This window comes from Pseudomonas sp. PVC-5-1 (assembly GCF_057444345.1).
In genome coordinates, this window is sequence record NZ_CM172024.1 from 69,825 (window position 1) to 96,107 (window position 26,283).

The following is a 26,283-nucleotide window of genomic DNA, read 5'->3' on the forward strand; positions in this document are numbered from 1 at the left end:
GCCTTAAGACTGACGAGGAGAGCCGATCATGCCCAGCAAGAACACGGACGCGCCAAAGCACAGCGAGGCCGCTGGCACCCAGACCCCGGACCGGGCCAATACCAACGCCAAGTTGCAGAGCCTGGAGGCTGACCGAAGCGATGCCACAGGCAGTGCGTTGCGTACCAACCAGGGGGTGCGCATCGCTGACAATCAGAACACGCTCAAGGCGGGTGATCGAGGCCCCTCGTTGCTCGAAGATTTCATCATGCGCGAGAAGATCACGCACTTTGACCACGAGCGCATTCCTGAGCGCATCGTGCATGCGCGAGGAACAGGGGCGCATGGCTATTTCCAGAGCTATGGCAACCACGCCGAGCTGACCAAAGCCGGCTTCCTGCAGGACCCGGAGAAAGTCACGCCCGTCTTCGTGCGATTTTCCACGGTACAAGGCCCGCGCGGCTCAGCCGACACCGTGCGTGACGTGAGGGGCTTTGCTGTGAAGTTCTACACCGACGAGGGCAACTTCGACCTGGTGGGCAACAACATGCCGGTGTTCTTCATCCAGGATGCGATCAAATTCCCGGATTTCGTCCACGCCGTAAAGCCGGAGCCGCACAACGAGATCCCGACCGGCGCTTCGGCCCATGACACCTTTTGGGATTTCGTCTCGCTGGTACCGGAGTCGGCCCATATGGTCATGTGGGCGATGTCGGACCGCGCTATCCCGCGCAGCTTGCGGATGATGGAAGGGTTCGGGGTGCATACGTTCCGCCTGATCAACGCCCAGGGCGTAGCCAGTTTCGTCAAATTCCACTGGAAACCGCGCCAGGGTGTGCACTCCTTGCTATGGGACGAAGCGCAGAAGCTGGCAGGCAAGGATGCTGATTTCCAGCGTCGCGACCTGTGGGAGGCTATCGAGACGGGTGATTACCCTGAATGGGAACTGGGTGTGCAGATCGTGCCGGAAGCCGACGAGCAAAAATTCGATTTCGACCTGCTGGACCCGACCAAGATAATCCCGGAAGAACTGGTGCCGGTTACACCTTTGGGCAAGATGGTCCTGAATCGCAACCCGGACAACTTCTTTGCCGAAGTGGAGCAGGTGGCGTTCTGCCCGGCTCATATCGTGCCTGGCATCGACTTTACCAACGACCCTTTGTTGCAGGGACGGCTGTTCTCCTACACCGACACGCAGCTTAGCCGCCTCGGCGGGCCCAACTTCCACCAGATACCGATCAACCGCCCCGTCGCTCCTAACCACAACAACCAGCGTGACGCCTTGCATCAGCATCTGGTGCACAAGGGTCGCGCATCCTACGAGCCCAACTCCATCGACGGTGGCTGGCCGAAGGAAACGCCACCAGCCGCGCAGGATGGCGGCTTCGAGAGCTACCAGGAGCGTATCGATGCGCACAAGATCCGCCAGCGCAGCGATTCGTTCAGCGACCATTTCTCGCAGGCGCGGTTGTTCTTCCAGAGCATGAGCCCGACCGAGCAGCAGCACATCATCAAGGCTTACAGCTTTGAGCTGGGCAAGGTGGAGCGGGAGACGATCCGTGCTCGGGAAGTGAATGAGATTCTCGCCAATATCGACCTGAAGCTGGCGGCTGCGGTTGCTGCCAACCTCGGTTTGCCTGCACCGAGCGCAGGCACTGTGCAAGTGAAGGGAAGCCAGCTTGCGCAGTCGCCTGCCCTGAGCCAGATGAACCACCCGGGCTCGGTTGGCATCAAGGGGCGCAAGATTGCCGTGCTGGTGGCAGATGGCGTAGACGCTGCCAGCGTGGACAAGCTGGTCAAGGCTCTGGAGGCGCACAGTGCCCGGCCGATGCTGCTTGGGCCGACCTCGGCACCGGTGACTGCCGCGGACGGTAAGCAACTGCCGGTGGATGCCTCCATGGAAGGGATGCCCTCGATCATGTTTGACGGGATTGTCGTGCCAGCGGGCAAGGCCTCGACCGATGCGCTGGCAGGCAGTGGTTTGGCCAAGCACTTCCTGCTGGAGGGCTACAAACACCTGAAGGCGATGGTGGTGACCAAAGAGCTTTTGGGCAGCTTGGGGCTGAAAGAAGACAAGGGGTTGCTGCTGGGGGACGAGCAGAAGACCGTGGATGCCTTCGTCAAAGCGGTAGAGGGGCATCGGGTGTGGGAGCGGGAGGCGGCTGCGGAGGCTGTGCCTGCCTAAGGGGCTGCTTTGCAGCCCATCGCGACACAAGGCCGCTCCTACAGGAGATCGCATTCCCTTGTAGGAGCGGCCTTGTGTCGCGAAAGGGGCGCGCAGCGCCCCCAGATTCTTAACGCTGATGCGGAACCAGAACCACCTGCGCCGGCAATGACCGCTGAATCTCGTGCTTCTGCTTCAGCTCGAACCCGCTGTCGATCTTGCGCACGCGTTTCTCCAGCAAGGTCTTCAGCCAAGGCGCATCTTCGGTACGCGGCACCTGGAACACCACCTCGCATTGATAGCTCACCACATCGGCGGCAATGTCATCCAGCTGGCGACGCATGGCGCGGCTGTCGGTGGTCTTCAAGGCCACCACGGTGCTCGGTGCAGCCGGGTCGATGATGCGCGCCTTGGGCTTGGCCTCGGCCGCTTTCAACGCCGCTTCAGCTTTCTCCAGCTCGGCCTTGCGCGCCTGGGTCACGGCGTCGCCACCGGTAACCGCCGGGGCCTGCGGCATCAGCGCGCGGGCACGGGCCAAGGCTGTGGCGGCAGCGTTCACATCACCCTTTTGCAGGAAGATCTGGCTGCGTTGCAGGTAGGCTTCGGCAAGCTGGCGCTGGTATTGCTCCAGGCGCGCGTCATCCGGCGCCTGGGCCTGCAGGGCTGCCAGCTGGTCTTCGGCGGTGGCCAGCTCGTTGCTGGCGATGTTCTGTTGCAATTGCTGCCAGGCATCTGCTTGGGCAGGTGCGGTGGCCTGCTCGACCGGCGCGTTTGAACACGCAGCCAGGAACAGGGAAAACGCGGCAACAAGCAGATAACGGGAGGCGAACGGCTTCATTCCTGCGACTCTCTATTTGCGCAAAAAGCGAGCAAGTCTACACCCAGGTGCGCACGCTCGAAAACAAGTCTTACAGACCCTTTACGTGCGGAAAGGTTGCAGGGCGCGCCTTCACACGCCCTGTTTTTCAGCGTTTTGGCAGGGCCAGGCTCAGCAAGAATAGCACCGCCGCGCAGACCACGATCGATGGGCCGGCAGGGGTGTCCTTGAACCAGGACAGAGCCAGGCCGCCGCATACCGCGGTCACGCCCAGCAGGCTGGCGCCCAAGGCCATCTGTTCGGGAGAACGGGCGTGACGTTGCGCCGCAGCGGCAGGAATGATCAGCAGCGAGGTGATCAGCAGCACCCCGACGATCTTCATGGCAACGGCAATCACCACCGCGATCAGCAGCATCAGCGCCATGCGCAGCCCGGCCACCGGCAGGCCCTCGACCATGGCCAGCTCCTCGTGCACGGTGACTGCAAGCAACGGCCGCCACAGTGCAGCGAGCAGCAGCAGGACCAGCGCGCTGCCACCGAGGATCCAGGCAAGATCGGTGGTGCTGATGGCCAACAGATCGCCGAACAGATAGGCCATCAGGTCGATGCGGACATCATGCATGAAGCTCAGCACCACCAGGCCCAGCGACAAGGTGCTGGGGGCGAGGATGCCAAGCAGTGTATCGGAGGCCAGCGGTTGGCGTTGCTGCAAGGTAACCAGCAAGATCGCCAGCAACAGGCAGCCCACGGTTACCGCCAGCGCCGGGCTGACGTCCAGAGCAAAACCCAGGGCCACGCCGAGCAGGGCGGCGTGGGACAGGGTGTCGCCAAAATAGGCCATGCGCCGCCACACCACGAAGGAGCCCAGTGGGCCGGCCACCAGCGCCAGGGACAAACCGGCAAGCAGGGCGTAGAGAAGAAAATCAGCCATGCTTGCAGTGCGCTCCGTGAACATGGGTGCCAGGGGCGACCACCGAGCCGTGCAGGTCGTGGCTGTGGTCGTGATGGTGGTGGTAGATGGCCAGGCTGGGTGCGGCGGTCTGGCCGAACAGCTCGACGAATGCTGGGTCGCCGCTGACCTGCTCGGGGTGGCCCGAACAGCACACGTGGCGGTTCAGGCACACCACCTGGTCTGTGGCGCTCATCACCAGGTGCAGGTCGTGGGAAACCATCAGCACGCCGCAGCCGTGACGGTCGCGAAGGCGGGTAATGAGGTTGTACAGCTCGGTCTGGCCAACCACGTCTACGCCCTGCACTGGCTCGTCGAGCACCAGCAGCTGGGGTTCGCGCAGCAGGGCGCGGGCCAGCAGCACGCGCTGCATCTCGCCGCCGGAAATGGTCTGGATCGGGCTGTCGATGACCTGCTCGGCGCCTACTTCCTGCAACGCCGACAAGGCTGCCGCGCGGTCTACACCGGGCACCAGGCGCAAGAAGCGCAACACTGACAGCGGGAGCGTGGCATCGACCTGGATCTTTTGCGGCATGTAGCCAATGCGCAGTTTCGGCTTGCGCCAAACCTTGCCGCGGTGCGGCTTGAGCAGGCCGAGCACGGCGCGCACGAGGGTGGTCTTGCCCGCGCCGTTCGGGCCGATCAGGGTGACGATCTGGCCAGGTGCGACCGACAGGTCGATGCTGTCGAGCACCGCCTCGCCACCGAAGGTGACACCGACCTGCTCCAGGCGGATCAGTGCATCGCTCATGCCGCGCTCCGGCAATTGCTGCAAAGGCCGACCACTTCCACCGTCTGGGTCTCGACCGCGAAGCCCACGCCCTTGGCGCTGCTGATGATGGCTTCGCTGATGCTGTCCTGTTCCAGTTCGATTGCCACATGGCAGGCCCGGCAGATCAGGAACTGGCCCTGGTGCAGGTGTTCCGGGTGGCTGCAGCCGATAAAGGCGTTGAGCGAGGCGATGCGGTGCACCAGGCCGTTTTCCAGCAGGAAGTCCAGCGCACGGTACACCGTGGGGGGCGCGGCACGGCGGCCGTCCTGCTCACTGAGCACGGCGAGGATATCGTAGGCGCCCAGCGGCTTGTGGCTTTGCCACACCAGTTCCAGCACTCGACGGCGCAGCGCGGTCAGGCGCAGGCCCTGGCGGGTGCACAAGGCGTCGGCTTCAGCCAATGCGCTGTGTACGCAATGGGAATGATCGTGAGGACGGTTGGCCAGCGGCGTGATGGACATGGGCAGCGACGGTTCTGGATGGAGACGTTATTATGTTACCTGTTTCTGACGACTCGAGTATTCACCGTGTCCCGATTCCTAGTCCTTTTTGTCGCTTTCATCGCATTTTCCGCCCAGGCCGACGTGCGCGTGCTGACCAGTATCAAACCCCTGCAGCAGATTGCCGCTGCCGTGCAGGACGGTGTTGGCACCCCTGAGGTATTGCTGCCTCCGGGGGCTTCGCCACACCACTACGCGCTGCGCCCGTCCGACGTACGGCGGGTAGGCGATGCCGACCTGCTTTACTGGATCGGCCCGGACATGGAAGGCTTTCTGCCGCGGGTACTGGGCAATCGCAGCAAGCCCACTGTGGCCGTGCAGGGGCTACCGGGCATGAAGCTTCGGCATTTTGGCGAGGACAGCCATTCCCATGAGGAAGAAGACCACGACGACCATGACCACGACCACCGCCCGGGCAGCCTGGACGCGCACCTGTGGCTATCGTCGGTCAACGCGCGTGTGATTGCAGCGAAAATGGCGGCTGACCTGGCGCAGATCGATCCGGCCAATACGGTGCGCTACCAGAGCAACCTCAAGGCCTTCGACGAACGCCTGGACGCATTGGATAAGCGGATCAAGGCGCGGGTGGCCGGGATTGCCGGCAAGCCGTACTTCGTGTTTCACGAAGCATTCGACTATTTCGAGGCCGAGTATGGCCTGAAGCACACCGGGGTGTTCAGCGTAGCGTCCGAGGTGCAGCCGGGTGCGCAGCACGTGGCAGCCATGCGCAAGCGCCTGCAGGAAGTGGGCAAGACCTGTGTGTTCAGCGAACCGCCGCTGCGGCCGCGGCTAGCCGAGACCTTGACCGCCGGGCTGCCGGTGCGCCTGGCCGAGCTGGATGCCCTGGGCGGTACCGACCCGGTGGATGGCAAGGGCTATGAGCGTTTGCTGGAGAGGCTGGGTGGCGACCTGGTTGGGTGCCTGGAACAGTTGTAAGCCTGTACCGGCCTCTTCGCGGGCACGCCCGCTCCCACAGGTACAACGACAACCTTGAGGTTTGTGTTATCCCTGTGGGAGCGGGCATGCCCGCGAAGAAGCAGAAGCTGGACTAGAGGGCAAACGGCAGGTGCAAGGCCACCTGCTGACGCTGCGCCAAACGCACTTCGAACTCGCTCGGGTCGTGGATCATCACATCCATCCCGGCAAACGATTCCGCTGCAATCAGGCGCGACAGCCAGAAGCGCACGCAGCCTACCCGCAACATCTCCGGCCACAGTTCGGCTTCGGCCGCGGTGAACGGCCTCAGCGCCGCATAGGCCGCCAGCAACGCCTGGGCGCGTGGCACATCGATCGCGCCGTGTTCATCCAGGCACCAGTCGTTCACGGTGATGGCAATGTCATACAGCATCGGCCCGGAACAAGCGTTGTAGAAGTCGATCACACCGGTCAGGTGGGTGCCTTCGAACATCACGTTGTCGCGGAACAGGTCGGCATGCAGGTTTGCCCGTGGCAGGGCCAGGATCTGTGCCTTGTGCGCACTGATTTCATCCAGCGCCGGTTGCAACAGCGCGGCTTGCTCGGCGGTAAGGCGCGGCAGTAACTCGGCACCCGAAGCCAGCATCCAGTCCAGGCCGCGGTCGGTGCGGCGCTCGATGATGTGCTCGCGGGTAGCCAGGTGAATGTGGGCCAGCAGCTCGCCGACCTGGGCGCAGTGCTGGGCGTTCGGTGCCTTGATGTGCTTGCCCGACAGCCGTGGCTGCAGCAGCGCCGGCTTGCCGCACAGCTCGCGCAGGCCATTGCCGTCGCGGTCGCGTATGGCATAGGGCACCGGCATGTCGGCTGCATGCAAAGTGTCCAGCAGCTCGATGAAGAACGGCATGTCCTCGCTGGGCCCGCGCTCGATCAGCGTCAGGACGAACTCCCCCTGTTCGAGGCTGACGAAGAAATTGCTGTTCTCGGTGCCGGCGGCGATGCCCTGGAAATCGAGCAGACGACCCAGCGCGTACGGCGCCAGAAAGGTTTCCAGCTCAGGCCGGGTCACGGGGGTGAAGACTGACATGATGAAAATTTGCCCATACGGGCACTTCCGCCGGGAAGTGCCGGGTTGATGTGAACGGTGCGCGTCAGATTACCACTCGAAGATCTTCCAGGACGGAATCAGCATGTCCGGCTGGTCGGAACGAATGAAATTGCCATCAGAGCCATCGGCGCGTACCAGGAAATAAGGCTTGCCGTTTTTCGGCGTGATCTTGATCGCATACAGGAACCCGTTCTGCCGGTACTCCTGGATGGTTTTGTCGCCTTCCGTGCGAATGGTCACCTCGGGATCGGCCGAGGGGGCGTCTTCCGCCGCCAGGGTGACGACAGGCATGGTGGCCAACAGACCGAGCAGTAACAGGCGATTGAGTGTACGCATGATAACCTTGTCCCTTTGTCGTCAATGATTCTGGCTATTCTAGCGCCGGACCCGTCGAAAAGGTTGATTCTGCTCATGAGCCAAGCGCCCCTCGTCCTGGTGGACGGTTCCTCCTACCTGTACCGCGCCTTCCACGCGCTGCCGCCGTTGACTACCTCCAAGGGCATGCCGACCGGCGCGGTGAAGGGGGTGCTGAACATGCTCAAGAGCCTGCGCAAGCAATACCCCGACAGCCTGTTCGCGGTGGTGTTCGACGCCAAGGGTGGCACCTTCCGCGATGCCATGTTCGCTGAATACAAGGCAAACCGCCCGAGCATGCCTGACGACCTGCGGGTACAGATCGAGCCGTTGCACGCCAGCGTCAAGGCGCTGGGCTACCCGCTGCTGTGCGTCGAGGGGGTCGAGGCCGACGACGTGATCGGCACCCTGGCGCGCAGCAGCGCCGCGTTGGACCGCCCGGTGATCATCTCGACCGGTGACAAGGACATGGCGCAGCTGGTGGACGGGCACATTACCTTGGTCAACACCATGACCGGAAGCGTGCTGGACGTGGCTGGCGTGCACGAGAAATTTGGCGTCGGCCCGGAACATATCATCGACTTCCTGGCGCTGATGGGCGACAAGGTCGACAACATCCCCGGAGTGCCGGGCGTGGGCGAAAAAACCGCGGTGGGCCTGCTGACCGGTATCGGCGGCGGTCTCAGCGACCTGTACGCTAACCTGGACAAGGTCCCGACGCTGGCCATTCGCGGCGCCAAGACCCTGCCGGCCAAGCTGGAAGAGCACCGCGACGCGGCGTTCCTGTCCTATGAGCTGGCTACCATCAAGGTCGATGTGCCGCTGGATATCGAAGTAGATGCCCTGGTGTGCGGCGAACCTGATCGCGACGCGTTGCTGGCGCTGTACACCGAGATGGAATTCAAGAGCTGGATCGCCGAGGTGCAGCGTGACGCTGCCAAGGCCGGTGACGAAATCGCGCCGGTCGCGGAGCAGGTGGCCAAGGTCGAGCCCAGGTACGAAACCATTCTCGACCAGGCCCGTTTCGACTTCTGGCTGGAGAAGCTGCGCCAGGCGCCATTGTTCGCTTTCGACACCGAGACCACCGGCCTGGACGCTCAGCAGGCCCAGCTGGTCGGCCTGTCGTTCGCCGTTGAACCGCACGAAGCGGCCTATGTGCCGCTGGCCCACGACTATGAAGGCGCGCCGGCCCAGTTGGACCGCACTGCCGTGCTGCAGGCGCTGAAGCCACTGCTGGAAGACCCGGCCAAGGCCAAGGTCGGGCAGAACGCCAAGTACGATATCAACATCCTTGCCAATGGCTCGCCCGCTATCGAAATGCGCGGCGTTGCCTACGACACCATGCTCGAGTCGTACGTGCTGAACTCCACCGCCACCCGTCACGACATGGACAGCCTGGCGCAGAAGTACCTCGACCATACCACCATTGCCTTCGAGGATATCGCCGGCAAAGGCGCCAAGCAGCTGACCTTCAACCAGATCCACCTGGACAAGGCCGGCCCCTACGCTGCCGAAGATGCCGACATCACCCTGCGCCTGCACCAGGCGCTGCAGGCGCGCCTGGCACAGACGCCAAGCGTGCAGCCGGTGTTGATGGACATCGAGATGCCGCTGGTGCCGGTGCTGGCCAAGATCGAGCGCCAGGGGGCGCTGGTCGATGCCGCGTTGCTGCAGGTGCAGAGCGGTGAGCTGGGGCTAAAGATGGCCGAGCTCGAGCAGCGCGCCTATGAGCTGGCCGGTGAGGAGTTCAACCTCGGCTCGCCCAAGCAACTGGGCGCGATCCTCTACGACAAGCTGGGCATGCCGGTGCTGAGCAAGACCACCAAGGGCCAGCCATCCACGGCAGAAGCGGTGCTCGACGAACTGGCCGAGCAAGGCTACCCGCTGCCGGAGGTACTGATGCAGTACCGCAGCCTGAGCAAGCTCAAGAGCACCTACACCGACAAGCTGCCGGGGCAGATCAACCCGCGCACCGGGCGTATCCACACCTCATACCAGCAGGCGGTGGCGGCCACCGGTCGACTGTCATCCAGCGACCCGAACCTGCAGAACATCCCGATCCGTACTGCCGAAGGCCGGCGCATCCGCCAGGCTTTCGTTGCCAGCCCGGGTTACAAGCTGCTGGCGGCGGACTACTCGCAGATCGAGTTGCGCATCATGGCCCACCTGGCCAAGGACGAAGGCTTGCTGCATGCCTTCCGCAACAACCTGGACGTGCACCGCGCCACGGCGGCGGAAGTATTCGGCGTAGCCCTGGAAGACGTCACCACCGATCAGCGCCGCAGTGCCAAGGCCATCAACTTCGGCCTGATCTACGGCATGAGCGCCTTTGGCCTGGCCAAGCAGATCGGCGTAGACCGCAAGCAGTCGCAGGATTACATCGACCGCTACTTCGCCCGCTACCCGGGCGTGTTGGCTTACATGGAGCGCACCCGCGCCCAGGCGGCGGAGCAAGGCTTTGTAGAAACCCTGTTCGGCCGCCGCCTGTACCTGCCGGATATCAATGCCAAGAACCCGGCCCTGCGCAGAGGCGCCGAGCGCACGGCAATCAACGCCCCGATGCAGGGCACTGCGGCCGACATCATCAAGCGGGCCATGGTCAATGTGGATAACTGGCTGAGCGAGAGCGGGCTGGATGCCCGGGTGATCCTGCAGGTGCACGACGAACTGGTGCTGGAAGTGCGCGAGGACCTGGTGGAGCTGGTGAAAGATGAAATTCGCCAGCACATGAGCAAGGCCGCGCAACTGGACGTGCCGCTGCTGGTCGAGGCAGGAATTGGTGCGAATTGGGACGAAGCTCACTGATCGGGTGGGGAAAGCTGTGTAGGATCCGTGTCGTAGGGATGCGGATCCTGGCACTGCTCAGTGCCAGCGGTGCTGAGGTTTCATGAAACTATCGCAAATAGTTTTCAGGGCTCTGGAACTAAACCGGTGAAGCGGAACTCAGAGTAACTGAATGGCTGGTGAAGCCTTTCGATGCTCCTATGTTGTGTTAAGTGTTGGCAGATATCTGGACCCCGCCCTAGCGGTCCGGACTTGGACCCCGAACTTCCCCCTCCCCATACGAAGTCCGGGGTTTTTTTTGCCCGGAATTTGCCTTGAGTCCGGTGAAGAGCGCTGTAGGAGCGGGCGTGCCCGCGAACCTGGGCGAAGCCCAGGCCATGCTCCGTGCTGGATTCTTCGCGGGCACGCCCGCTCCCACAGTAATTTCCCCCAGAGGGAACGGTGCAGGCCTCAGGCTACTGGCTTGTCTTCCAGCTCCATCCAGTCCGCCAGCACCCGGTACGCCTCTTCCACGCCCAGGCGCTTGGGCGCCGAGAACAGCTGGATGGTCACGCCATCGCCCCAACCCTTGCGGATTTCCGACTGCACCTTGAGCAGGGTGTTCTTGCCCGCGCCGTGGGTCAGCTTGTCGGCCTTGGTCAGCAGGATGTGCATCGGCATGCTGCTGGCCTTGGCCCAGTCGAGCATCATCTTGTCGAAGTCGGTCATCGGGTGGCGCACGTCCATCATCAGAATCACGCCACGCAGGCACTCCCGGCTGCCCAGGTAGGCTTCCAGGTGTTTCTGCCAGTGCTGCTTGAGCGGAATCGGGACTTTTGCATAACCGTAGCCTGGCAGGTCGACCAAACGCCGTTCATCGTCCAGACTGAAGAAATTCAATAGCTGGGTGCGCCCGGGGGTTTTCGAGGTGCGTGCCAGGCTGGCATGGGTCAGGGTGTTGAGGGCGCTGGATTTGCCGGCGTTGGAGCGGCCGGCGAAAGCCACCTCGTAACCCTGGTCGTCCGGGCATTGTTCGACCTTGGCAGCGCTGAGGGCGAATTTGGCTTTCTGGCAGAGGCCGAGGATGGGGTTCTTGACTTGCATGGGATATCCGATGTGGGTGTTGCCTGACTCAATAGGCCCGAGCCTGGCAAGCGGTGTCGTTTCCGTTTGGATGGCGGAAGTATATAATGCCCCAGTTTTTGTGTGCTCATTCTCCCGGCGAAGGAGAACGGGCATGGGGTGTCGAACAATAGCTCGCGCAACAGAACGCAGCGCGGCCCCCAACCCTGAAGGTCGTTCCGCATGGCGAAATGGCTGCTTGCTGTCGGTATGTTCCTGCCGTTTTTCAGCGCACAGGCTACACAGGATCCCGAGGTGTTGTACAACCGCACGTGCGCGGCCTGTCACACCGGGCAGTTGCCACAGGCACCCAGGCAGGGTGACCGGGCAGCATGGGAGCCAAGGCTGGCGCAAGGCATGGATGTACTGGTGAAGCACGTGACCCAGGGTTTCAAGGCTATGCCGCCGCGTGGATTGTGCATGGACTGCAGTGCCGAGGACTACCGTTTGGTCATCCTTTGGATGAGTGGCAGTCCCGATACATAACATTTCACCCTTAGCCGTGTTGGATTAGCTGATGAACAAACTAGTCGTGAGTCTGCTGTTGACCCTGGGTGTCGCAGGTGCGGCCACTGCTGCGCAACCCGTCAAAGGCGATGCCGCCGCCGGCCAGGCCAAGACGGCCGTCTGTGGCGCCTGCCACAACCCCGACGGCAACAGCCTGGCACCGAACTTCCCGAAACTGGCCGGCCAAGGCCAGCGCTACCTTGAAAAACAATTGCACGATATCAAGTCAGGCAAGCGTACCGTGCTGGAGATGACCGGCATGCTGGCTGCGTTCAGCGACCAGGATCTGGCTGATATAGCCGCCTACTTCTCCAGCCAGAAAGGTAGCGTGGGTGCTGCCGATCCCAAGCTCGTCGAGCGTGGCCGGGCGCTGTTCAACGGTGGAGACCTGGAAAAGGGCATGCCTGCCTGCACCGGCTGCCACTCGCCGAACGGCGCGGGTATCGCCTTGGCCGGTTTCCCGCACCTGGGCGGGCAGCACGCGCAGTACGTGACCAAGCAGCTCACCGACTTCCGCGAAGGCCACCGCACCAATGATGGCGATGCCATGACCATGCGCACCATCGCCGGCAAGTTGAGCAATCACGACATCGAGGCGCTGGCCAGCTACATCCAGGGGCTGCATTAACTTTCAGTTAATGTTGTAGGCCAATGATGAAAGGGCGGCCGGACCGCCCTTTTTTCCGTCCGCAGCCGTTACACTACAGAACTCGGCCCCTTCCCGGCCTGTCTCAGTGCAGGTCGCGTCGTGGCGACCAATGACTGCCCAGGAGTAAAGCATGCGTAAACTGATTCTCAGCGCCGCGCTGGTCGCTGCCAGCGTATTCGGTATGACTGCCGTCCAGGCCGCCGAGCCTGTCGCTGGCAAGGAATACCTCGAGCTGAGCAACCCTGTTCCGGTTTCCGTACCTGGCAAGATCGAAGTGGTCGAGCTGTTCTGGTACGGCTGCCCCCACTGCTACCACTTCGAGCCGACCATCAACCCGTGGGTCGATAAACTGCCCAAGGACGTCAACTTCAAGCGCGTACCAGCCATGTTCGGTGGCGCATGGGACGCCCACGGCCAGATGTTCCTGACCCTCGAAGCCATGGGCGTCGAGCAGAAGGTGCACGCCGCAGTGTTCGATGCCATCCAGAACCAGCGCAAGCGTCTGACCGACCCGCAGGACATGGCCGACTTCCTTGCCACCCAGGGCGTGGACAAGGACAAGTTCCTCGCCACCTTCAATTCGTTCGCCATCAAGGGCCAGGTCAACCAGGCCAAGGAACTGGCGAAGAAGTACGAGATCACCGGCGTACCGAGCATGGTGGTCAACGGCAAGTACCGCTTCGACCTGGGTACCGCCGGCGGGCCGGAAGGCGTACTGAACGTTGCCGACCAGCTGATCGCCAAGGAGCGCGCCGCTAAGTAGGCGGCGTAACCCATGCGCCGCTTCAGAACCGCGCGTGGCATTGGCCTGCACCAGCCGCAGGTCAACGAGCATCACCTGCAGGCCCCTGGCCTCCCTGAGGATGGTCGCCTGCGGCTGCTCAGTTTCAACATCCAGGTGGGCATCAGCACCGAGCGCTACCGGCATTACGTGACCCGCAGCTGGCAGCACCTGCTGCCGCACAACGGGCGTGCCGGCAACCTGCAGAAGATTGGCCAACTGCTGGGCGACTTCGACCTGGTAGCCTTGCAGGAGGCCGATGGCGGCAGCCTGCGCTCGGGCTACGTCAACCAGGTCGAGCACCTTGCCCACCTGGGTGCCTTCCCCTACTGGTACCAGCAACTCAACCGCAACCTTGGGCGTTTTGCCCAGCACAGCAATGGCGTGCTCAGCCGCTTGAAGCCACAACTGCTCGAGGATCACCCATTGCCCGGCCCGGCTGGGCGGGGTGCGATTCTGGTGCGCTTTGGTGAGGGCGAAGATGCGCTGATCGTGGTGATGATGCACCTGGCCCTCGGCGCCAAGACCCGCGCCCTGCAACTGGGTTACATCCGCGAGCTGATTGGCGGCTACCGCCATCAGGTGCTGATGGGCGACATGAATACCCATGCCACCGACCTGCTGGAGCACTCGCCGTTGCGCGACCTGGGCCTGATTGCCCCGCAAGTCGAGGCCACTTTCCCCAGCTGGCGTCCACAGCGTTGCCTGGACCATATCCTGCTCAGCCCAAGCCTCACGCTGGAGCGTGTCGAGGTGCTGGCGCAGCCAATTTCCGACCACCTTCCCGTTGCTGTCGAGATTCGATTGCCTGATGCATTGACTGTGGATACGCTGCCGGTCCTGAGCTAATTGCCATCACCGTTTGCGGACCCGGGCATGACTGAAGACGCTGAGCGCTGGAAAGAAAAATACCTGAAAAGCATCGAGCAGCAGGAAAAGCTCGAACGCCGTTGGGACGCCCGTCTCGACCTGCTGCGTCGTGGCTTGGTACGCAGCACCCTGGCTGCCGAAGGCAGCGACAAGGTGGTGGACCAGTGCATGAAGGAAATGCGCGAGGTCATCCGCAGCGACAACATGGACGCCGGCCTTGCCGGGTTGATTCCTCGTCTTGAGAAGGCGGTGTTGGACTCCGAACAGCGTCGGGAAGCCCGCATGAACCAGGTCAGCGATGCGCTGACAGCGCTGGTCGACCAGCTGCAAGGTCTGCCATTGCCGAACGATGTGTCGCGTCCGTTGAAAAAGCTGGCGAAGAAACTCAATGGCGGAGTGGCCCAGTCACGCGACCTGCCACCGTTGCTGGGCGAGTTGAGCGGCTTGCAGGGCCGCGCGCTGTCAGCCTTGGGCAAATCGGCGGAGGAGGCCCGCCCCGGCTTCTTGCAGCGCTTGTTCGGCAGCCGCGAGGATGGCGTGCAAGGCGAGCCAGCGCTTGTGCCACTGGCGCTGCCGGTTGCCGAGGCGCAGCCCTTGGCGGCACCTGCCGGTGCCGATGCCCCGCAGCCCGGCGACATGGACGCGCTACAGCCGCTGCCAGCCTCCTCAGCTTCTGTTGTCGAAGCACTCGTAATATCGGAGCCCGAGCTGGAGGCACCAGGCCCGGCGCTTATCGAAACGGCCGAACTGTCACCAGCCCCGCTGCCGCAGCCGTTCCCGGACGATGTATCGGCACCGGTAGCTATCGCCAGCGAGCCGCCGGTTGAAGCAGGACCGGCGCAAACACTCGAAGAAACCTTTGGCGAAGATGGCCCCTACGCCCTGCCCTACGCGGTGGAGCCGCCCTACAGCCAGGTTGCCGAGCATATCGAGCACACTCTGATCGGCTTGCTCGATGACCTCAACCTGCCGGAGCGACACAAGGCCCAGGCGCTAGAGATGCGTGAACGCGTTGCCCGCGGCTTGAACTGGTATGAGCTGATACCGGTGCTGGATGACCTGGCTGTACTCATGCTGGCGATCACCGACAGCGGCCAGCACGAATTCGAAACCTACCTGCAGCAGCTCAACGAACGCCTGGAAGGTTTCCAGAGCCACCTGCACGAGGCTAGCGCCGGCCATGCCGACAACAGCTCGGCCGCTCGCGAGCTGGATACCCAGCTGCGTGAGCACGTCGATGGGTTGCAGAGCAGTGTGCAAGGTGCCGCCGACGTCGACAGCCTCAAGCACATTCTGGAAAACCGCCTGGAAGGCCTATTGGTGACCATGGATGAGCACAAGCATGAGCGTGATCGCCGCGAACAGGAGCTGGCTGGACGCCTGCAAGGGCTGTCGGAGCGGGTGGCGAACATGGAGCAAGAGGCGCTCGGCTACCGTGAGCACTTGGAAGAGCAGCGCCAGAAGGCCTTGCTCGATCCCCTAACCGGCCTGCCCAACCGTGCGGCCTGGAGCGAGCGGGTTGAGCGCGAAATGCTCGAATGGCAGGCACACGGCGGCCATCTGGCGATGGCGATCCTCGACCTGGACCATTTCAAGCGTATTAACGATAGCTATGGGCACCTGGCTGGGGACAAGGTCTTGAAGATCGTCGCCGACCAGTTGCGCAAGCGCCTGCGCAGCCATGACTTCATCGCCCGGTTTGGCGGCGAGGAGTTTGTCCTGCTGCTGCCGCAGACCTCGCCGGCTGCCGCTGCCCAGATAGCCGAGATGCTGAGGGCCACGGTCGAGGCGTGCCCGTTCCACTTCAAGGGCGAACGGGTGGTGATCACCACGTCCATCGGCCTGGGTGCATTCCGTCCCGGCGAGCGCGGCGATCAGGTGCTCAAGCGCGCCGATGCGGCGCTTTACCGGGCCAAGGAATCGGGACGCAACCGTGTCGAGCTGGCATAGCCGGTAGCTGCTGACTCGCGGCAAGCACGGCCCTTGGGGAGCACGTTATACTGTAGCGCTCATACGCTGAGGCCACTGACGTGCTTTCCACGCTTAAAAAAACCCTGATTTCCTTCCTGCTGTTGTCTGTCGCCGGTTGCTCGACGGGCCTGCGCATCGACCGTAGCCACCCTTCGGTCAACCAGGACAACCGCATCCAGTTCGTTGTCCTGCACTACACCAATGCTTCGCTGGAGCGTTCCCTGGCGTTGCTGACCCATGGCGAAGTCAGCAGCCATTACCTGATTGGTGACGGCCCGGCAACGGTGTACCAGCTGGTGGATGAAAGCCGCCGCGCCTGGCATGCCGGTGATAGCCAGTGGCAGGGGCGGACCTGGCTGAACTCCTCGTCCATCGGTATCGAAATCGTCAACCCGGGCTTCACCGACACGCCGAATGGGCGGGTCTGGCACCCTTACAGCGAAGCGCAGGTCCAGTCGCTGATCGCGCTGCTCAAGGACATCGTCAAGCGTAACAACATCGAGCCACGGCACATCATTGGCCACAGCGATATCGCGCCGCTGCGCAAGCTTGACCCGGGGCCGCTATTTCCGTGGAAACGCCTGGCCGACGCCGGGCTGGGGGTCTGGCCGGATGCAACTGCCGTGGCACGGCAGCAAGCCTATTTCAGCGTCAACCCGCCGAGCGTTGGCTGGTACCAGCAGGAGCTGGCGCGGTTTGGCTATGCGATCGAGCAGACTGGGGTACTGGATGTTGCCACCCGCCATGTGATCGCCGCGTTCCAGATGCGTTTCCGCCCGCAGCGCTTCGATGGCATGCCGGATGCGCAGACGGCGGCGATGCTGCAGGTGCTCAACCGGATGCGTTGATCTGCCAAGGTGAGACGGGCTCTTGTTTAGAAGCGGCCTTCGGCGCTTGTAGCGAAGCGCCAAACGGCAAAGGTGATTCCTGATTCAGTTGCTATAACCTAGTAATCAACTGGATGCCCTCGATGTCAGCCCTCATCGCCTTGCTGCGCCAAATTTTTTACCGTCCCTGGATGCTGGCCACGTTGGCAGCACTGGCCAGCGCGGCACTGTTGCTTTCTGCAAGCATCGGCATTGCCCTGCAACAGATGAAGCAAAGCGAGAGTGCACAGATGAACGCCCAGGGCGAACGCTTTCTGGAGCGCCTCGAGCAGGTGTTCGGCCAGTTGCGCGAAGGGGTCGACCTGCTGCAGGCGCAACCCTTGCGCGGCTGCAGCCCGGCGATGCTGACGGCATTGCAGCAGGTAGGTCTGAGTTCCCGCTTCATTTATGAAGCGGCGTACGTGGATGGAGATGTGGCCTGCTCAAACCGCGGTGACGAGCGGGCGTTCGAACCCTTGCGCGCCCCCGACATCCAAGGGCCGACCTACAGCTACTGGCTGAACACCACGACCGAGCCGAACGAGAACCTGGCCGCGCTGATGCTTGGGAGGGGCAAGTTCGTGGTATCCACCTCTCGTGGGCACCTGACCGATGTGGTCGACCTGCCCCCGGGCGGCAGCCTTGTGGTGGTGTTGGACAACGGTGCCCGGGCCATCCCCGTGCTGGGGCCACCGCAGGTATGGCCGCCTCCTTCGGCCTGGTCAACCAGCCACAAGTCGCTGCTTGAACTCAGCGATCGACTGATCTACCGAATGCCGACCAAGTCACCGGACTACCAGTTGGTGCTGATCGCCCCGCGGGCGAGCCTGCCGTTGAGGATGAACGGCATGCTCTGGCTTCTGTTCCCCGGCAGTGTACTGGCGGCCTGTTGCATCGGCTGGCTGGTACTGCAACTGATCCTGCAGCGGCGGTCGATGAGCTCGGAATTGCAGAATGCCTTGCGTCGCGGCGAACTGCAGGTGCTCTACCAGCCGATCTTCGAGCTCGACAGCCGACGCTGTGTCGGGGCCGAGGCTCTGGTGCGCTGGCGCCGCCCGGACGGTACCCTGACCAGCCCGGACCTGTTCATCCCTTTGGCGGAAAACACCGGGCAGATTCGCCAGATCACGGACTTTGTCCTGCAGCGTGTGCTGGAACAGCTAGGGCAACTGCTGCGCTCGCATCCCAACTTGTACATTTCGGTGAATCTGGCGGCCTGTGATGTGATGGTGCCGCGCATCGGGCGGGTGGCGGCACGCTTGCTGGCCTTGCACCGTGTGTCGGCCAGCCAGATCGCCTTCGAGGTGACCGAGCGCGGCCTGATCGATGTGGTTGTGGCCCGCGACAACCTCCAGGCGCTGCGCGCAGTGGGGCATCAAGTGCTGATCGACGATTTTGGGACTGGCTATTGCAGCCTGGCGTACCTGCAAACCCTGCCAGTGGACTGCCTGAAGATCGACAAGGCGTTTATCGATGCCTTGGGGCACGACGCCGCCAGTAGCGGTGTTGCCCCGCATATCATTCGCATGGCTCACGACCTGCACCTGCGGGTGATTGCCGAAGGAATCGAGTGTGAAGACCAAGCGGTGCTGCTGAACAGCGAAGGGGTCAATTATGGCCAGGGCTGGCTTTTTGCCCGGCCACTGAATGCCCGGCAGTTTGCCGAACTGGTGACTCGAGGTCGGCTGCCGCGGCGGGTTGAGCATTGACTGATCCGGCACCGAAGATGGGGCTGGGGGCAGGGTACATTCAGACCGGTAGTGCCATGTAGAACTGGGTCCCCTGCCCCGGTCGGGAAAACACGCCCATGCGCCCGCCATGCAGTTGCACGATCTCTTTGCACAGCGCCAACCCCAGCCCCGCGCCGCCTTTCTTGCGCCCTACCTGCACGAAGGGCTCGAAGATGCGCCCCTGTTGCCCATAGGCAATGCCTTCGCCGTTGTCCTCGACACTGATGATGACCCGCTCCGCATGCCGTCGTGCATGCAGGCGGATACGACCGCCGCTGGCGGTATGGCGGATGGCATTGTGCAACAGGTTGTCCAGCACCCGGTCGAGTTGGGTGACATCGGCCTGGATACGCGGTAGCGGCGGCTCCAGCTCCGTGATCAACTCGATCTGCTTGTTCGCCGCTGGCTCGGCAAAGCGATGTTGTGCACGTTCCAGCAGTTCGTCTATGGCGCAGGGAGCCAGCTCGAGCTTCTGCATCCCGCTCTGGTAGCGGCTGAAGTTGAGCAGGTCGTTGATCAACTGGGTCAGGCGCTGCATTTCCTCGCCGATGGTCTCCAGCAGGTCATGCTCGCGCGCCTCTGGCGGGAACTTGAGCCGCTCGCGCAACAGGCCGAAGGCCATGTGCATGCCAGTCACCGGGGTGCGCAACTCGTGAGAAGCGCGCAGCACGAACTCGCTGCGCACGCGTTCGAAGGCGCGCTGCTCGGTTACATCATGCAGCACCATCACTGCGCCAAGTATCGGCCCTTGCGGGTGGCTGACCGGGGTCAGGCTGTAGGCGAGCAGGCGCGTTTCGTCATCGACCTCCATGTTCAGGTCGTCTGGCTGGCGGTCGAGGTTGCCGCCGCGCAGTACCTGCCGTAGCTGCTGTTCCAGTTCCGGGCGCTGCAGGGCTTCGGCCAGGCTGCTGCCGGCGCGGCTGTCGGTCCAGCCCAGCTGGCGCTGCGCCACCGGGTTGAGGTGTTCCAGGCGGCCCTGGCGATCAATGATCAGCAGGCCATCGTCGATGCTGTCCAGCACGGCCTGCAAGCGTTGCTGGCCAGCCAGCAGTTCATCGACGTTGGTGGCCTGGTGCTTGCGCAAGGCATCGGCCATCAGGCCGAAGCGGCGGGTGAGCTGGTTCAGTTCGGTGGCCTGTGTGACCGGCAGGGTGACGTCGAAATCGCCCTTGCCGAGTTGGTCGGCCGCTTTAGCCAATGCTTCGATCGGCTGGCCGAAGCGCCGGGCGATGTTGTGCGCGGTGATGAAGCCCAGTACCAGTACCACCAAACCCATCAGGCCGAGTACGCCGCTGACCAGGAGGGCGTGGGCGCGGGTGTGTTCCTCGCTGCGGGTGATGTGCTCCAAGGCCTGCTTGTGGGAATCGATCAGATCGGTGCGGACCTGGTTGAACGCGGCCCCGAGTGGTTGGTCAACGCCCATGCTGCGGGAGGGCGCCGGGCTGTCGCGGTAGGCCTGGAGGAAGGCCTGGTAGTTGCTGCTGGCCTTGCTGAAGCCGGTGCGCTCGCCACCTTGGTCCAGCCCTTGGTTGAGCAGGGTCTGGAAGTTGTCTTGCAGCAGCCGCAGGTTTTCCGGGGCGGTCTCGTCATCGAGGATCAGGGTCAACTGTTCGCCAAGGTTCTGGCGCAACTTCAGCCCTATTTCCAAGGTGTGGGTGGTATCGCGCACCAGTCGCTGCTGCACCGTGGCCATCTGCAGCACGCTGACCAGGCCCAGCAGCAACCCGAGCAGGGCCACGGTGACCAGCGCCGAAATGCTGAGGAAAAGCCGCGTGCGCAGCTTCATGGGCGGCCATTTCATAGGTTGTACTGCTTGCGCTTGCGGTACAGGGTGGATGCATCGATCCCCAGGGTCTTGGCGGCCTGGTCAAGGGTGTCACTGGCGGCCAGCACCGCGCCAATGTGGGCGCGCTCAAGCTCATCAAGGCTCAGCGCGGCGCCTATGCGAGGGGCGTTACCAGCAGGCTGCTCGCCCATGCCCAGGTGGCTGATTTCCACGCGTTCCTGCGGGCAGATGATACTGGCCCGCTCCACCACGTTACGCAGTTCGCGAATGTTGCCGGGCCAGCGGTAGTTGAGCAGGGCTGTGCGGGCTTCGTCACTGAAGCCGCGCGCAGGCCGAGAGTATTCCTTGACGAAGCGGGCGAGAAAGCGGTCGGCCAAGGTCAGGATGTCTTCACTGCGCTCGCGCAGCGGCGGCAGGTGCAAAGTGATGACGTTCAGGCGATACAACAGGTCTTCGCGGAAACGGCTCTCACGCACCATCTCTTCGAGGTTGAGGTTGGTGGCGGCGAGGATACGCACATCGGCGCGACGGGTGACCGGGTCGCCGACGCGCTCGTATTCCTTGTCCTGGATGAAACGCAGCAGTTTGGGCTGCAAGGTCAGCGGGAAATCGCCGATCTCGTCGAGGAATAGCGTGCCCCCATCTGCCTGGTTGACTCGCCCCAGGGTGCTTTCGCTGGCGCCGGTGAAGGCGCCGCGGGTGTGGCCGAACAACTCGCTTTCCATCAGCTCGGCGTTCAGTGACGGGCAGTTGATGGTCACGCAGGATTTGCGCGCGCGCTTGCTCCAGCCGTGGATGGCCCGGGCCAGTTCACCTTTACCTGTGCCCGACTCGCCAAGGATGAGGATGTTGGCGTCGGTGGTAGCGACCTGGCGGGCGGTTTCCAGTACCGCCATCATGGCCGGGCTGTGCGAGTCGAGGCCGTCCTTGGGTTTGCGCACTTCACCTTCCAGGGCCTCCAGTCGCGCGGAAAGCTGGCGCACTTCCAACTGTTTGGCGGTAGCCAGGCGCAGCTGGTCGGGGCTGCACGGCTTTACCAGGTAATCGGCGGCGCCGGCCTGGATCGCGTCTACCGCCGTATCGATCGCTGAGTGCGCGGTGACGATCACCACCCGCATCCAGGGGGCCTGGATACGCATCTGCGCCAGCACATCGAGGCCGTTGTCCTCGCCCAGGCGCAAATCGAGGAAGCACAGGTCGAATACTTGGCGCTGCAGCAAGGCTTCGGCCTGGGCGGCGCTGTTGGCCGTTGCCACATTGTAGCCCTCGTCCTCCAGGCAGTAGCGGAAGGTGCGCAGGATCGCGGACTCGTCATCCACCAGCAGAATGCGGCCTTGGTTGTCCTGGGCTGACTCCATGTGCTGCGCTCCTTTAGGAAAGATCTTCATTTAGTGTGGGAAAAATCGGGCAAGTTGCATGGTCCATTGTGAAGGAACCTGTCCTTTGCATGCTAGCCACTGGCCAATCAGCGCGTGGAGGCCGCGCTATCCAGATGATTTTCTTAGAGGCGCACGGTGGCACATTGGTTGCGAGGATTTTCAGTTTTTGCCTACAAAAGGAGGCACTGCCATGCCCTTTTCCATCCGAGCCGCCATGTTGGCAGCCACATTGCTACCGGTGTTCACGCCGGTATTCGCCGATCCGGTGCAAGACGCCCGCCTGGAGGGGGCCCTGCAAACTGCCCTGTCGCTGAACCGCATGCTCGACCCGTTCCGTATTCAGGTCGAGGTGGATGGCAAGCAGGCGCGGCTTTCCGGTGAGGTGGAGAACGACGTCGAGCGCCAGCTGGCAGAGCATGTGGCTCTGGCTACCCGTGGCATCGAGCAGGTTGACAACCAACTGCGGGTCAATGCCCAGCTGGTGGAGCGCCCGCTGGCGTTGCGTGCCTACGCCCAGCGCCTGGAGGATGCCACCCTGGCCGCCGTGATCCGTGCTCGGCTGCTATGGAGCCGCATAACCGAGAAGGCACCTATAGATGTACAGAGCAGCGAAGGTGTGGTGACCCTGCGCGGCAAGGTCGACAGTGCCGAGGCCAAGGAGCTGGCCGGCGTGGTGGCGCGCACCACCGAGGGCGTACACCTGGTCAACAACCTGGTCAGCCTCGATACCGCCGCCATGGCGAAGGCCCGGGAAGCTCCGGTTGGGCTGCCGACCGGGCCGCAGCCGAGTGACAGCTGGATCATCGACAAGATCCAGAACAGCTACCGCTTCAGCCGCAACCTCGATGGCCTGAACCTGAAAGTGGCCAGCGAAGAGGGGCTGGTTCGGCTTTCAGGCGAGGTGGTCAGCAGCGAGCAGAAAACCATCGCCGTGGAAATCGCTAGGCAGATCATCGGCGTGCGCGGGGTGGATGCCGACCTGCTCAAGGTAGCGACCAAGGTCGAAGGTTGATCGTGCAATTCGCACGACCCCACGGAAGGCATCGTGCAGGATACGTCCCTGTCGATTATCGCCTTCATGTGTAAATACTTGATTTTAAAGGATTTTATTTGAATCAAAAGGCTGGCATGCAGGCTGCAATTACTTATTCAGGTTTGAACAAGAATTACAGCAGGAGGAGCCGGCATGAACTGCCAATCCGTCAACCGCTTGCAGAGCGCCGCACTGCCCCTGCGCCAGGTGTTGTCACTCGGCCTGGCGCTGGTACTGACTTTGGCCGCTGGCCTCTTCTATTACAGCTGGCAGACCGCGCGCCTGGCCGAGCAAGTGGCGGCGCAGACCGCCCTGTTGACGCACATTCAGGCAACCCGTGCCAACACCCTGGTCAAGGCCGCCGACCCGCTGCCAACCGGCCAGGCCAGTGCGTCACCGGGCACCTTGGAAAATGTCGTACCCCAGGACCGCTGGGTGTTCTGACCGCCGGTTGAACCGATTCCGAAAAAGAAAGGAGAACCACCATGCTGAGTTGGGCTATCACTTTCCTCATCATCGCCATTGTCGCCGCCGTACTGGGCTTCGGTGGTATCGCGGGCGCTGCCACGGGTATCGCGAAGATTCTGTTCATTGTCTTCCTGGTGCTGTTCGTAGCCTCCTTCTTCTTTGGACGTGGACGAGGTTGAAGATGGGCAGGAAGCGTTGGACAGCCCTGGCTGCCGCCCTGTTACTGGGTGGCAGTGCGGCGGCGATGGCGGCCAATGACGGCCAGGTCCGGGTCGACCAGTTGCTCGGCTCGGACCCGGAGTACAGGGAAACCTGGCAGGACACGATCAAAGGCGAGGAACGCCTGCCTGACTGGGTGGTCAATCTGACCGGCAGTTCCCAGCAGCAGATGTCTGCCGTCACCGAAGACGGCGACAAGTACCTGGTCGGCCCGTTGTGCGAAGGCCAGGACAACTGCACCTACAAGCGCCTGATCGTGGCGTTCAGCTGGGACAAGGATGATGCCTACGGGATGCTCGTGGAGGTGCCCGAAGGTCTGCCGAACGACAAGTCGCCTACCCGCCACGCGCAGTACCGCTGGCTGGGTGAGCCGGATGACGGCATGAAGGCAATGCTGCAGGAGCAGCTCAAGCGTGACCCGAACTGGTACTGAGCGTTTGTAGCCGGTACGGATGAAAGGTCATGCACTGTCACGTAATAGAAGCTGAACCTGTCTATATTTCAGCCTTCTATGATGCGCCGCCCCGAGGAGGGGCTGCACATGACCAAGGGGCCGGGCTGTTCTGATTGTTGCAGGATCGGAGTGGCCTAGGGGTACAGGGAGTGCCTCCAGCAATGGGCCGGGTCAGGAAAGGCGGAATCGGAAGTTTCAGGTCGGCGGTGCCATAGGGGCATCTGACCAGACCTGACTTCCGAGGAGCCATGTAGGAAACGTCTCTTCCCTGCGCGATTTCCTCTTCGAGACACATTTTGTCTCGACCGCACATCAATTTTTTTCGATCAGCTCGGCGCTTGTTCAAGTGGCATTTCGGCCATTCGGATTGTCGAACAAGCCATCGCCCCTGTCCTTTTTACCCTGCCAAATCTGCCTAAATATGGCGGTTTGGTCTTGTTCGGGATTCCGAACGTTGTAAATCAAGCACTTGCGAACCTCTCGTTCTGGTCAGAAACGTTATGCATAAACGGCATGGGCCATGCGCTTCAGGCATTAGATTTCCCCCTTTGCCATCGCAATAGTTGCCGCCTTTTTCGCCGGCCGAGCGCCCTATCGCTCGCCTGCGGTGTCCTTACATGAAGTCGCCGGACGGAAGCAGCTGCTGCCCGTGACCTAGCCAACGGCTCTGTTACGCGCGTTTCCGTTGGGTGCCCATGACCACTAGAACAAAGGGTAAAGACATGAAGAAGGCAAAACTGAGCCTCGCCTGGCAGATCGTCATCGGTCTGGTCCTGGGTGTTGCAATCGGCGCTCTACTGAATCATTTCAGTGCAGAAAAGGCATGGTGGATCAGCAACGTCCTCCAGCCCGCTGGTGACATCTTCATTCGCCTGATCAAGATGATCGTCGTCCCGATCGTGATTTCGTCGCTGATCGTGGGTATCGCCGGGGTTGGCGACGCGAAGAAACTGGGCAGCATCGGCCTGAAGACCATCATCTACTTCGAAGTGGTGACCACCATCGCCATCGTCGTCGGCCTGGTGTTGGCCAACCTGTTCCACCCGGGCGCCGGCATCGACATGAGCACCCTGGGTACAGTGGACATCTCCAAGTACCAGGCTACCGCGGCCGAGGTGCAGCATGAGCATGCGTTCATCGAAACCCTGCTGAACCTGATCCCGTCGAACATCTTCGCAGCGCTGATGCGTGGCGAAATGCTGCCGATCATCTTCTTCTCGGTGATGTTCGGCCTGGGTCTGTCGAGCCTGCAGGCAGAGCTGCGCGACCCGCTGGTGCGTACTTTCCAGGCGGTTTCCGAGACCATGTTCAAGGTCACCCACATGATCATGAACTACGCCCCTATCGGCGTGTTCGCCCTGATCGCCGTGACCGTGGCCAACTTCGGGTTCAGCTCGCTGCTGCCGCTGGCCAAGCTGGTGGTACTGGTGTACTTCGCCATCGCCTTCTTCGCCTTCATGGTGCTGGGCCTGGTTGCCCGCCTGTTCGGCTTCTCGGTGATCAAGATCATGCGCATCATGAAAGATGAGCTGATTCTCGCTTACTCCACCTCCAGCTCGGAAACCGTGCTGCCGCGCGTGATCGAGAAGATGGAGAAGTACGGTGCGCCGAAGTCGATCTGCTCGTTCGTGGTACCGACCGGCTACTCGTTCAACCTCGACGGCTCGACCCTGTACCAGAGCATCGCGGCCATCTTCATTGCCCAGCTGTACGGTATCGATCTGTCGTGGAGCCAGCAGCTGCTGCTGGTGCTGACCCTGATGGTCACCTCCAAGGGTATCGCTGGCGTACCGGGTGTTTCTTTCGTGGTGCTGCTGGCCACCCTGGGCAGCGTGGGTATCCCGCTGGAAGGCCTGGCCTTCATCGCCGGTGTCGACCGCATCATGGACATGGCCCGTACCGCCTTGAACGTTGTGGGCAACGCCCTGGCAGCCCTGGTCATCGCGCGCTGGGAAGGCATGTACGACGCCGCCAAGGGCGAGAAGTACTACGCCTCGCTGATGGCCGGCAAGCAGGAAGCGGCCATGGTTGGCGAAGCTGCCAAGCGCTGAGCCTGACTGCTGTTTGACCAAAAGCCCCGACTTGTCGGGGCTTTTTGTTGCCTGTGAGATCTTGGGAGCCAATTGCGAA

The 26,283-nt window shown here is 62.5% G+C and carries 23 protein-coding genes and 1 pseudogene; 15 read left to right on the forward strand and 9 right to left on the reverse strand.

Features of this window, described 5'->3' with window-relative positions; translation table 11 throughout:
• The first annotated feature begins 28 nt into the window (after positions 1-28).
• The gene (gene katE / locus AC2T3R_RS00350) at positions 29-2,164 is read left to right on the forward strand and encodes a catalase HPII (protein WP_486744478.1); all 2,136 of its coding nucleotides are present in this window, start codon (positions 29-31) and stop codon (positions 2,162-2,164) included.
• A gap of 109 nt (positions 2,165-2,273) precedes the next feature.
• Here katE and AC2T3R_RS00355 read toward each other — a convergent pair whose 3' ends face one another.
• From AC2T3R_RS00355 to zur, 4 genes are all read right to left on the reverse strand, one after another.
• Positions 2,274-2,981 carry a PA5502 family lipoprotein gene (locus tag AC2T3R_RS00355; protein ID WP_247846763.1) on the reverse strand — a complete coding sequence of 236 codons (708 nt, stop codon included), beginning with the start codon at positions 2,979-2,981 and terminating at the stop codon, positions 2,274-2,276.
• Positions 2,982-3,108: 127 nt separating this feature from the next.
• Positions 3,109-3,891 (reverse strand): zinc ABC transporter permease subunit ZnuB, encoded by a 783-nt coding sequence (znuB, locus tag AC2T3R_RS00360; RefSeq protein ID WP_003256958.1) that lies wholly within the window; start codon positions 3,889-3,891, stop codon positions 3,109-3,111.
• Positions 3,884-4,660, reverse strand: a complete 777-nt coding sequence (gene znuC, locus AC2T3R_RS00365; protein WP_025337219.1) for a zinc ABC transporter ATP-binding protein ZnuC — start codon at positions 4,658-4,660, stop codon at positions 3,884-3,886. Before znuC ends, znuB begins: the two co-directional genes overlap by 8 nt.
• Positions 4,657-5,142, reverse strand: coding sequence for a zinc uptake transcriptional repressor Zur (zur, locus tag AC2T3R_RS00370; RefSeq protein WP_013970312.1), 486 nt, complete (start codon positions 5,140-5,142; stop codon positions 4,657-4,659). Before zur ends, znuC begins: the two co-directional genes overlap by 4 nt.
• A gap of 18 nt (positions 5,143-5,160) precedes the next feature.
• Here zur and AC2T3R_RS00375 point away from each other — a divergent pair, with 18 nt between their 5' ends.
• Positions 5,161-6,117: a zinc ABC transporter substrate-binding protein gene (locus AC2T3R_RS00375; protein ID WP_410953087.1), complete on the forward strand. Its 957-nt coding sequence runs from the start codon at positions 5,161-5,163 to the stop codon at positions 6,115-6,117.
• Between the two features lie 112 nt (positions 6,118-6,229).
• Here AC2T3R_RS00375 and AC2T3R_RS00380 read toward each other — a convergent pair whose 3' ends face one another.
• Positions 6,230-7,180: a homoserine kinase gene (locus AC2T3R_RS00380; RefSeq protein ID WP_024087954.1), complete on the reverse strand. Its 951-nt coding sequence runs from the start codon at positions 7,178-7,180 to the stop codon at positions 6,230-6,232.
• Positions 7,181-7,249: 69 nt separating this feature from the next.
• Positions 7,250-7,537 (reverse strand): DUF2782 domain-containing protein, encoded by a 288-nt coding sequence (locus tag AC2T3R_RS00385; RefSeq protein ID WP_015268476.1) that lies wholly within the window; start codon positions 7,535-7,537, stop codon positions 7,250-7,252.
• A 75-nt stretch (positions 7,538-7,612) separates the two neighbouring features.
• Between AC2T3R_RS00385 and polA the strand changes: the two genes are divergently transcribed.
• Positions 7,613-10,360: a DNA polymerase I gene (gene polA / locus AC2T3R_RS00390; RefSeq protein ID WP_410953086.1), complete on the forward strand. Its 2,748-nt coding sequence runs from the start codon at positions 7,613-7,615 to the stop codon at positions 10,358-10,360.
• Between the two features lie 429 nt (positions 10,361-10,789).
• Here the strand turns inward: polA and yihA are convergent, their stop codons facing one another.
• Complete coding sequence (yihA, locus tag AC2T3R_RS00395) at positions 10,790-11,422, reverse strand: ribosome biogenesis GTP-binding protein YihA/YsxC (protein ID WP_015268478.1); 633 nt, start codon at positions 11,420-11,422, stop codon at positions 10,790-10,792.
• 201 nt (positions 11,423-11,623) lie between these two features.
• On the opposite strand from yihA, the gene AC2T3R_RS00400 reads away from it, so the two are divergent.
• From AC2T3R_RS00400 to AC2T3R_RS00430, 7 genes and pseudogenes are all read left to right on the forward strand, one after another.
• Positions 11,624-11,926: a c-type cytochrome gene (locus AC2T3R_RS00400; RefSeq protein ID WP_015268479.1), complete on the forward strand. Its 303-nt coding sequence runs from the start codon at positions 11,624-11,626 to the stop codon at positions 11,924-11,926.
• Between the two features lie 31 nt (positions 11,927-11,957).
• Positions 11,958-12,575: a c-type cytochrome gene (locus AC2T3R_RS00405; RefSeq protein WP_410953085.1), complete on the forward strand. Its 618-nt coding sequence runs from the start codon at positions 11,958-11,960 to the stop codon at positions 12,573-12,575.
• 151 nt (positions 12,576-12,726) lie between these two features.
• On the forward strand, positions 12,727-13,359 hold the full coding sequence (gene dsbA, locus AC2T3R_RS00410) for a thiol:disulfide interchange protein DsbA (protein ID WP_003256950.1): 633 nt from the start codon (positions 12,727-12,729) through the stop codon (positions 13,357-13,359).
• Between the two features lie 34 nt (positions 13,360-13,393).
• Positions 13,394-14,226: pseudogene (locus AC2T3R_RS00415) on the forward strand (endonuclease/exonuclease/phosphatase family protein).
• A 27-nt stretch (positions 14,227-14,253) separates the two neighbouring features.
• Positions 14,254-16,197, forward strand: coding sequence for a GGDEF domain-containing protein (locus AC2T3R_RS00420; protein ID WP_486744479.1), 1,944 nt, complete (start codon positions 14,254-14,256; stop codon positions 16,195-16,197).
• A gap of 80 nt (positions 16,198-16,277) precedes the next feature.
• Positions 16,278-17,066, forward strand: a complete 789-nt coding sequence (locus AC2T3R_RS00425) for an N-acetylmuramoyl-L-alanine amidase (protein WP_410953083.1) — start codon at positions 16,278-16,280, stop codon at positions 17,064-17,066.
• Positions 17,067-17,188: 122 nt separating this feature from the next.
• Positions 17,189-18,793, forward strand: a complete 1,605-nt coding sequence (locus AC2T3R_RS00430; RefSeq protein WP_015268483.1) for an EAL domain-containing protein — start codon at positions 17,189-17,191, stop codon at positions 18,791-18,793.
• Positions 18,794-18,833: 40 nt separating this feature from the next.
• Here AC2T3R_RS00430 and AC2T3R_RS00435 read toward each other — a convergent pair whose 3' ends face one another.
• Both AC2T3R_RS00435 and algB read right to left on the reverse strand, forming a co-directional pair.
• Complete coding sequence (locus AC2T3R_RS00435) at positions 18,834-20,615, reverse strand: KinB sensor domain-containing domain (protein ID WP_410953082.1); 1,782 nt, start codon at positions 20,613-20,615, stop codon at positions 18,834-18,836.
• A complete protein-coding gene (gene algB, locus AC2T3R_RS00440) occupies positions 20,612-21,958 on the reverse strand; it encodes a sigma-54-dependent response regulator transcription factor AlgB (RefSeq protein ID WP_015268485.1) in 1,347 nt (448 codons plus the stop codon). The genes AC2T3R_RS00435 and algB overlap by 4 nt, the downstream gene beginning before the upstream one ends.
• 211 nt (positions 21,959-22,169) lie before the next feature.
• Here algB and AC2T3R_RS00445 point away from each other — a divergent pair, with 211 nt between their 5' ends.
• From AC2T3R_RS00445 to gltP, 5 genes are all read left to right on the forward strand, one after another.
• Positions 22,170-22,991 carry a BON domain-containing protein gene (locus AC2T3R_RS00445; protein WP_410953081.1) on the forward strand — a complete coding sequence of 274 codons (822 nt, stop codon included), beginning with the start codon at positions 22,170-22,172 and terminating at the stop codon, positions 22,989-22,991.
• A gap of 174 nt (positions 22,992-23,165) precedes the next feature.
• Complete coding sequence (locus AC2T3R_RS00450) at positions 23,166-23,456, forward strand: hypothetical protein (RefSeq protein ID WP_015268487.1); 291 nt, start codon at positions 23,166-23,168, stop codon at positions 23,454-23,456.
• A gap of 41 nt (positions 23,457-23,497) precedes the next feature.
• Positions 23,498-23,659 (forward strand): DUF1328 domain-containing protein, encoded by a 162-nt coding sequence (locus AC2T3R_RS00455; protein ID WP_003252966.1) that lies wholly within the window; start codon positions 23,498-23,500, stop codon positions 23,657-23,659.
• 2 nt (positions 23,660-23,661) lie between these two features.
• The gene (locus tag AC2T3R_RS00460) at positions 23,662-24,132 is read left to right on the forward strand and encodes an inhibitor of vertebrate lysozyme family protein (RefSeq protein WP_061305082.1); all 471 of its coding nucleotides are present in this window, start codon (positions 23,662-23,664) and stop codon (positions 24,130-24,132) included.
• A gap of 743 nt (positions 24,133-24,875) precedes the next feature.
• Positions 24,876-26,204: a glutamate/aspartate:proton symporter GltP gene (gltP, locus tag AC2T3R_RS00465; RefSeq protein WP_003256981.1), complete on the forward strand. Its 1,329-nt coding sequence runs from the start codon at positions 24,876-24,878 to the stop codon at positions 26,202-26,204.
• Positions 26,205-26,283 lie beyond the last annotated feature (79 nt).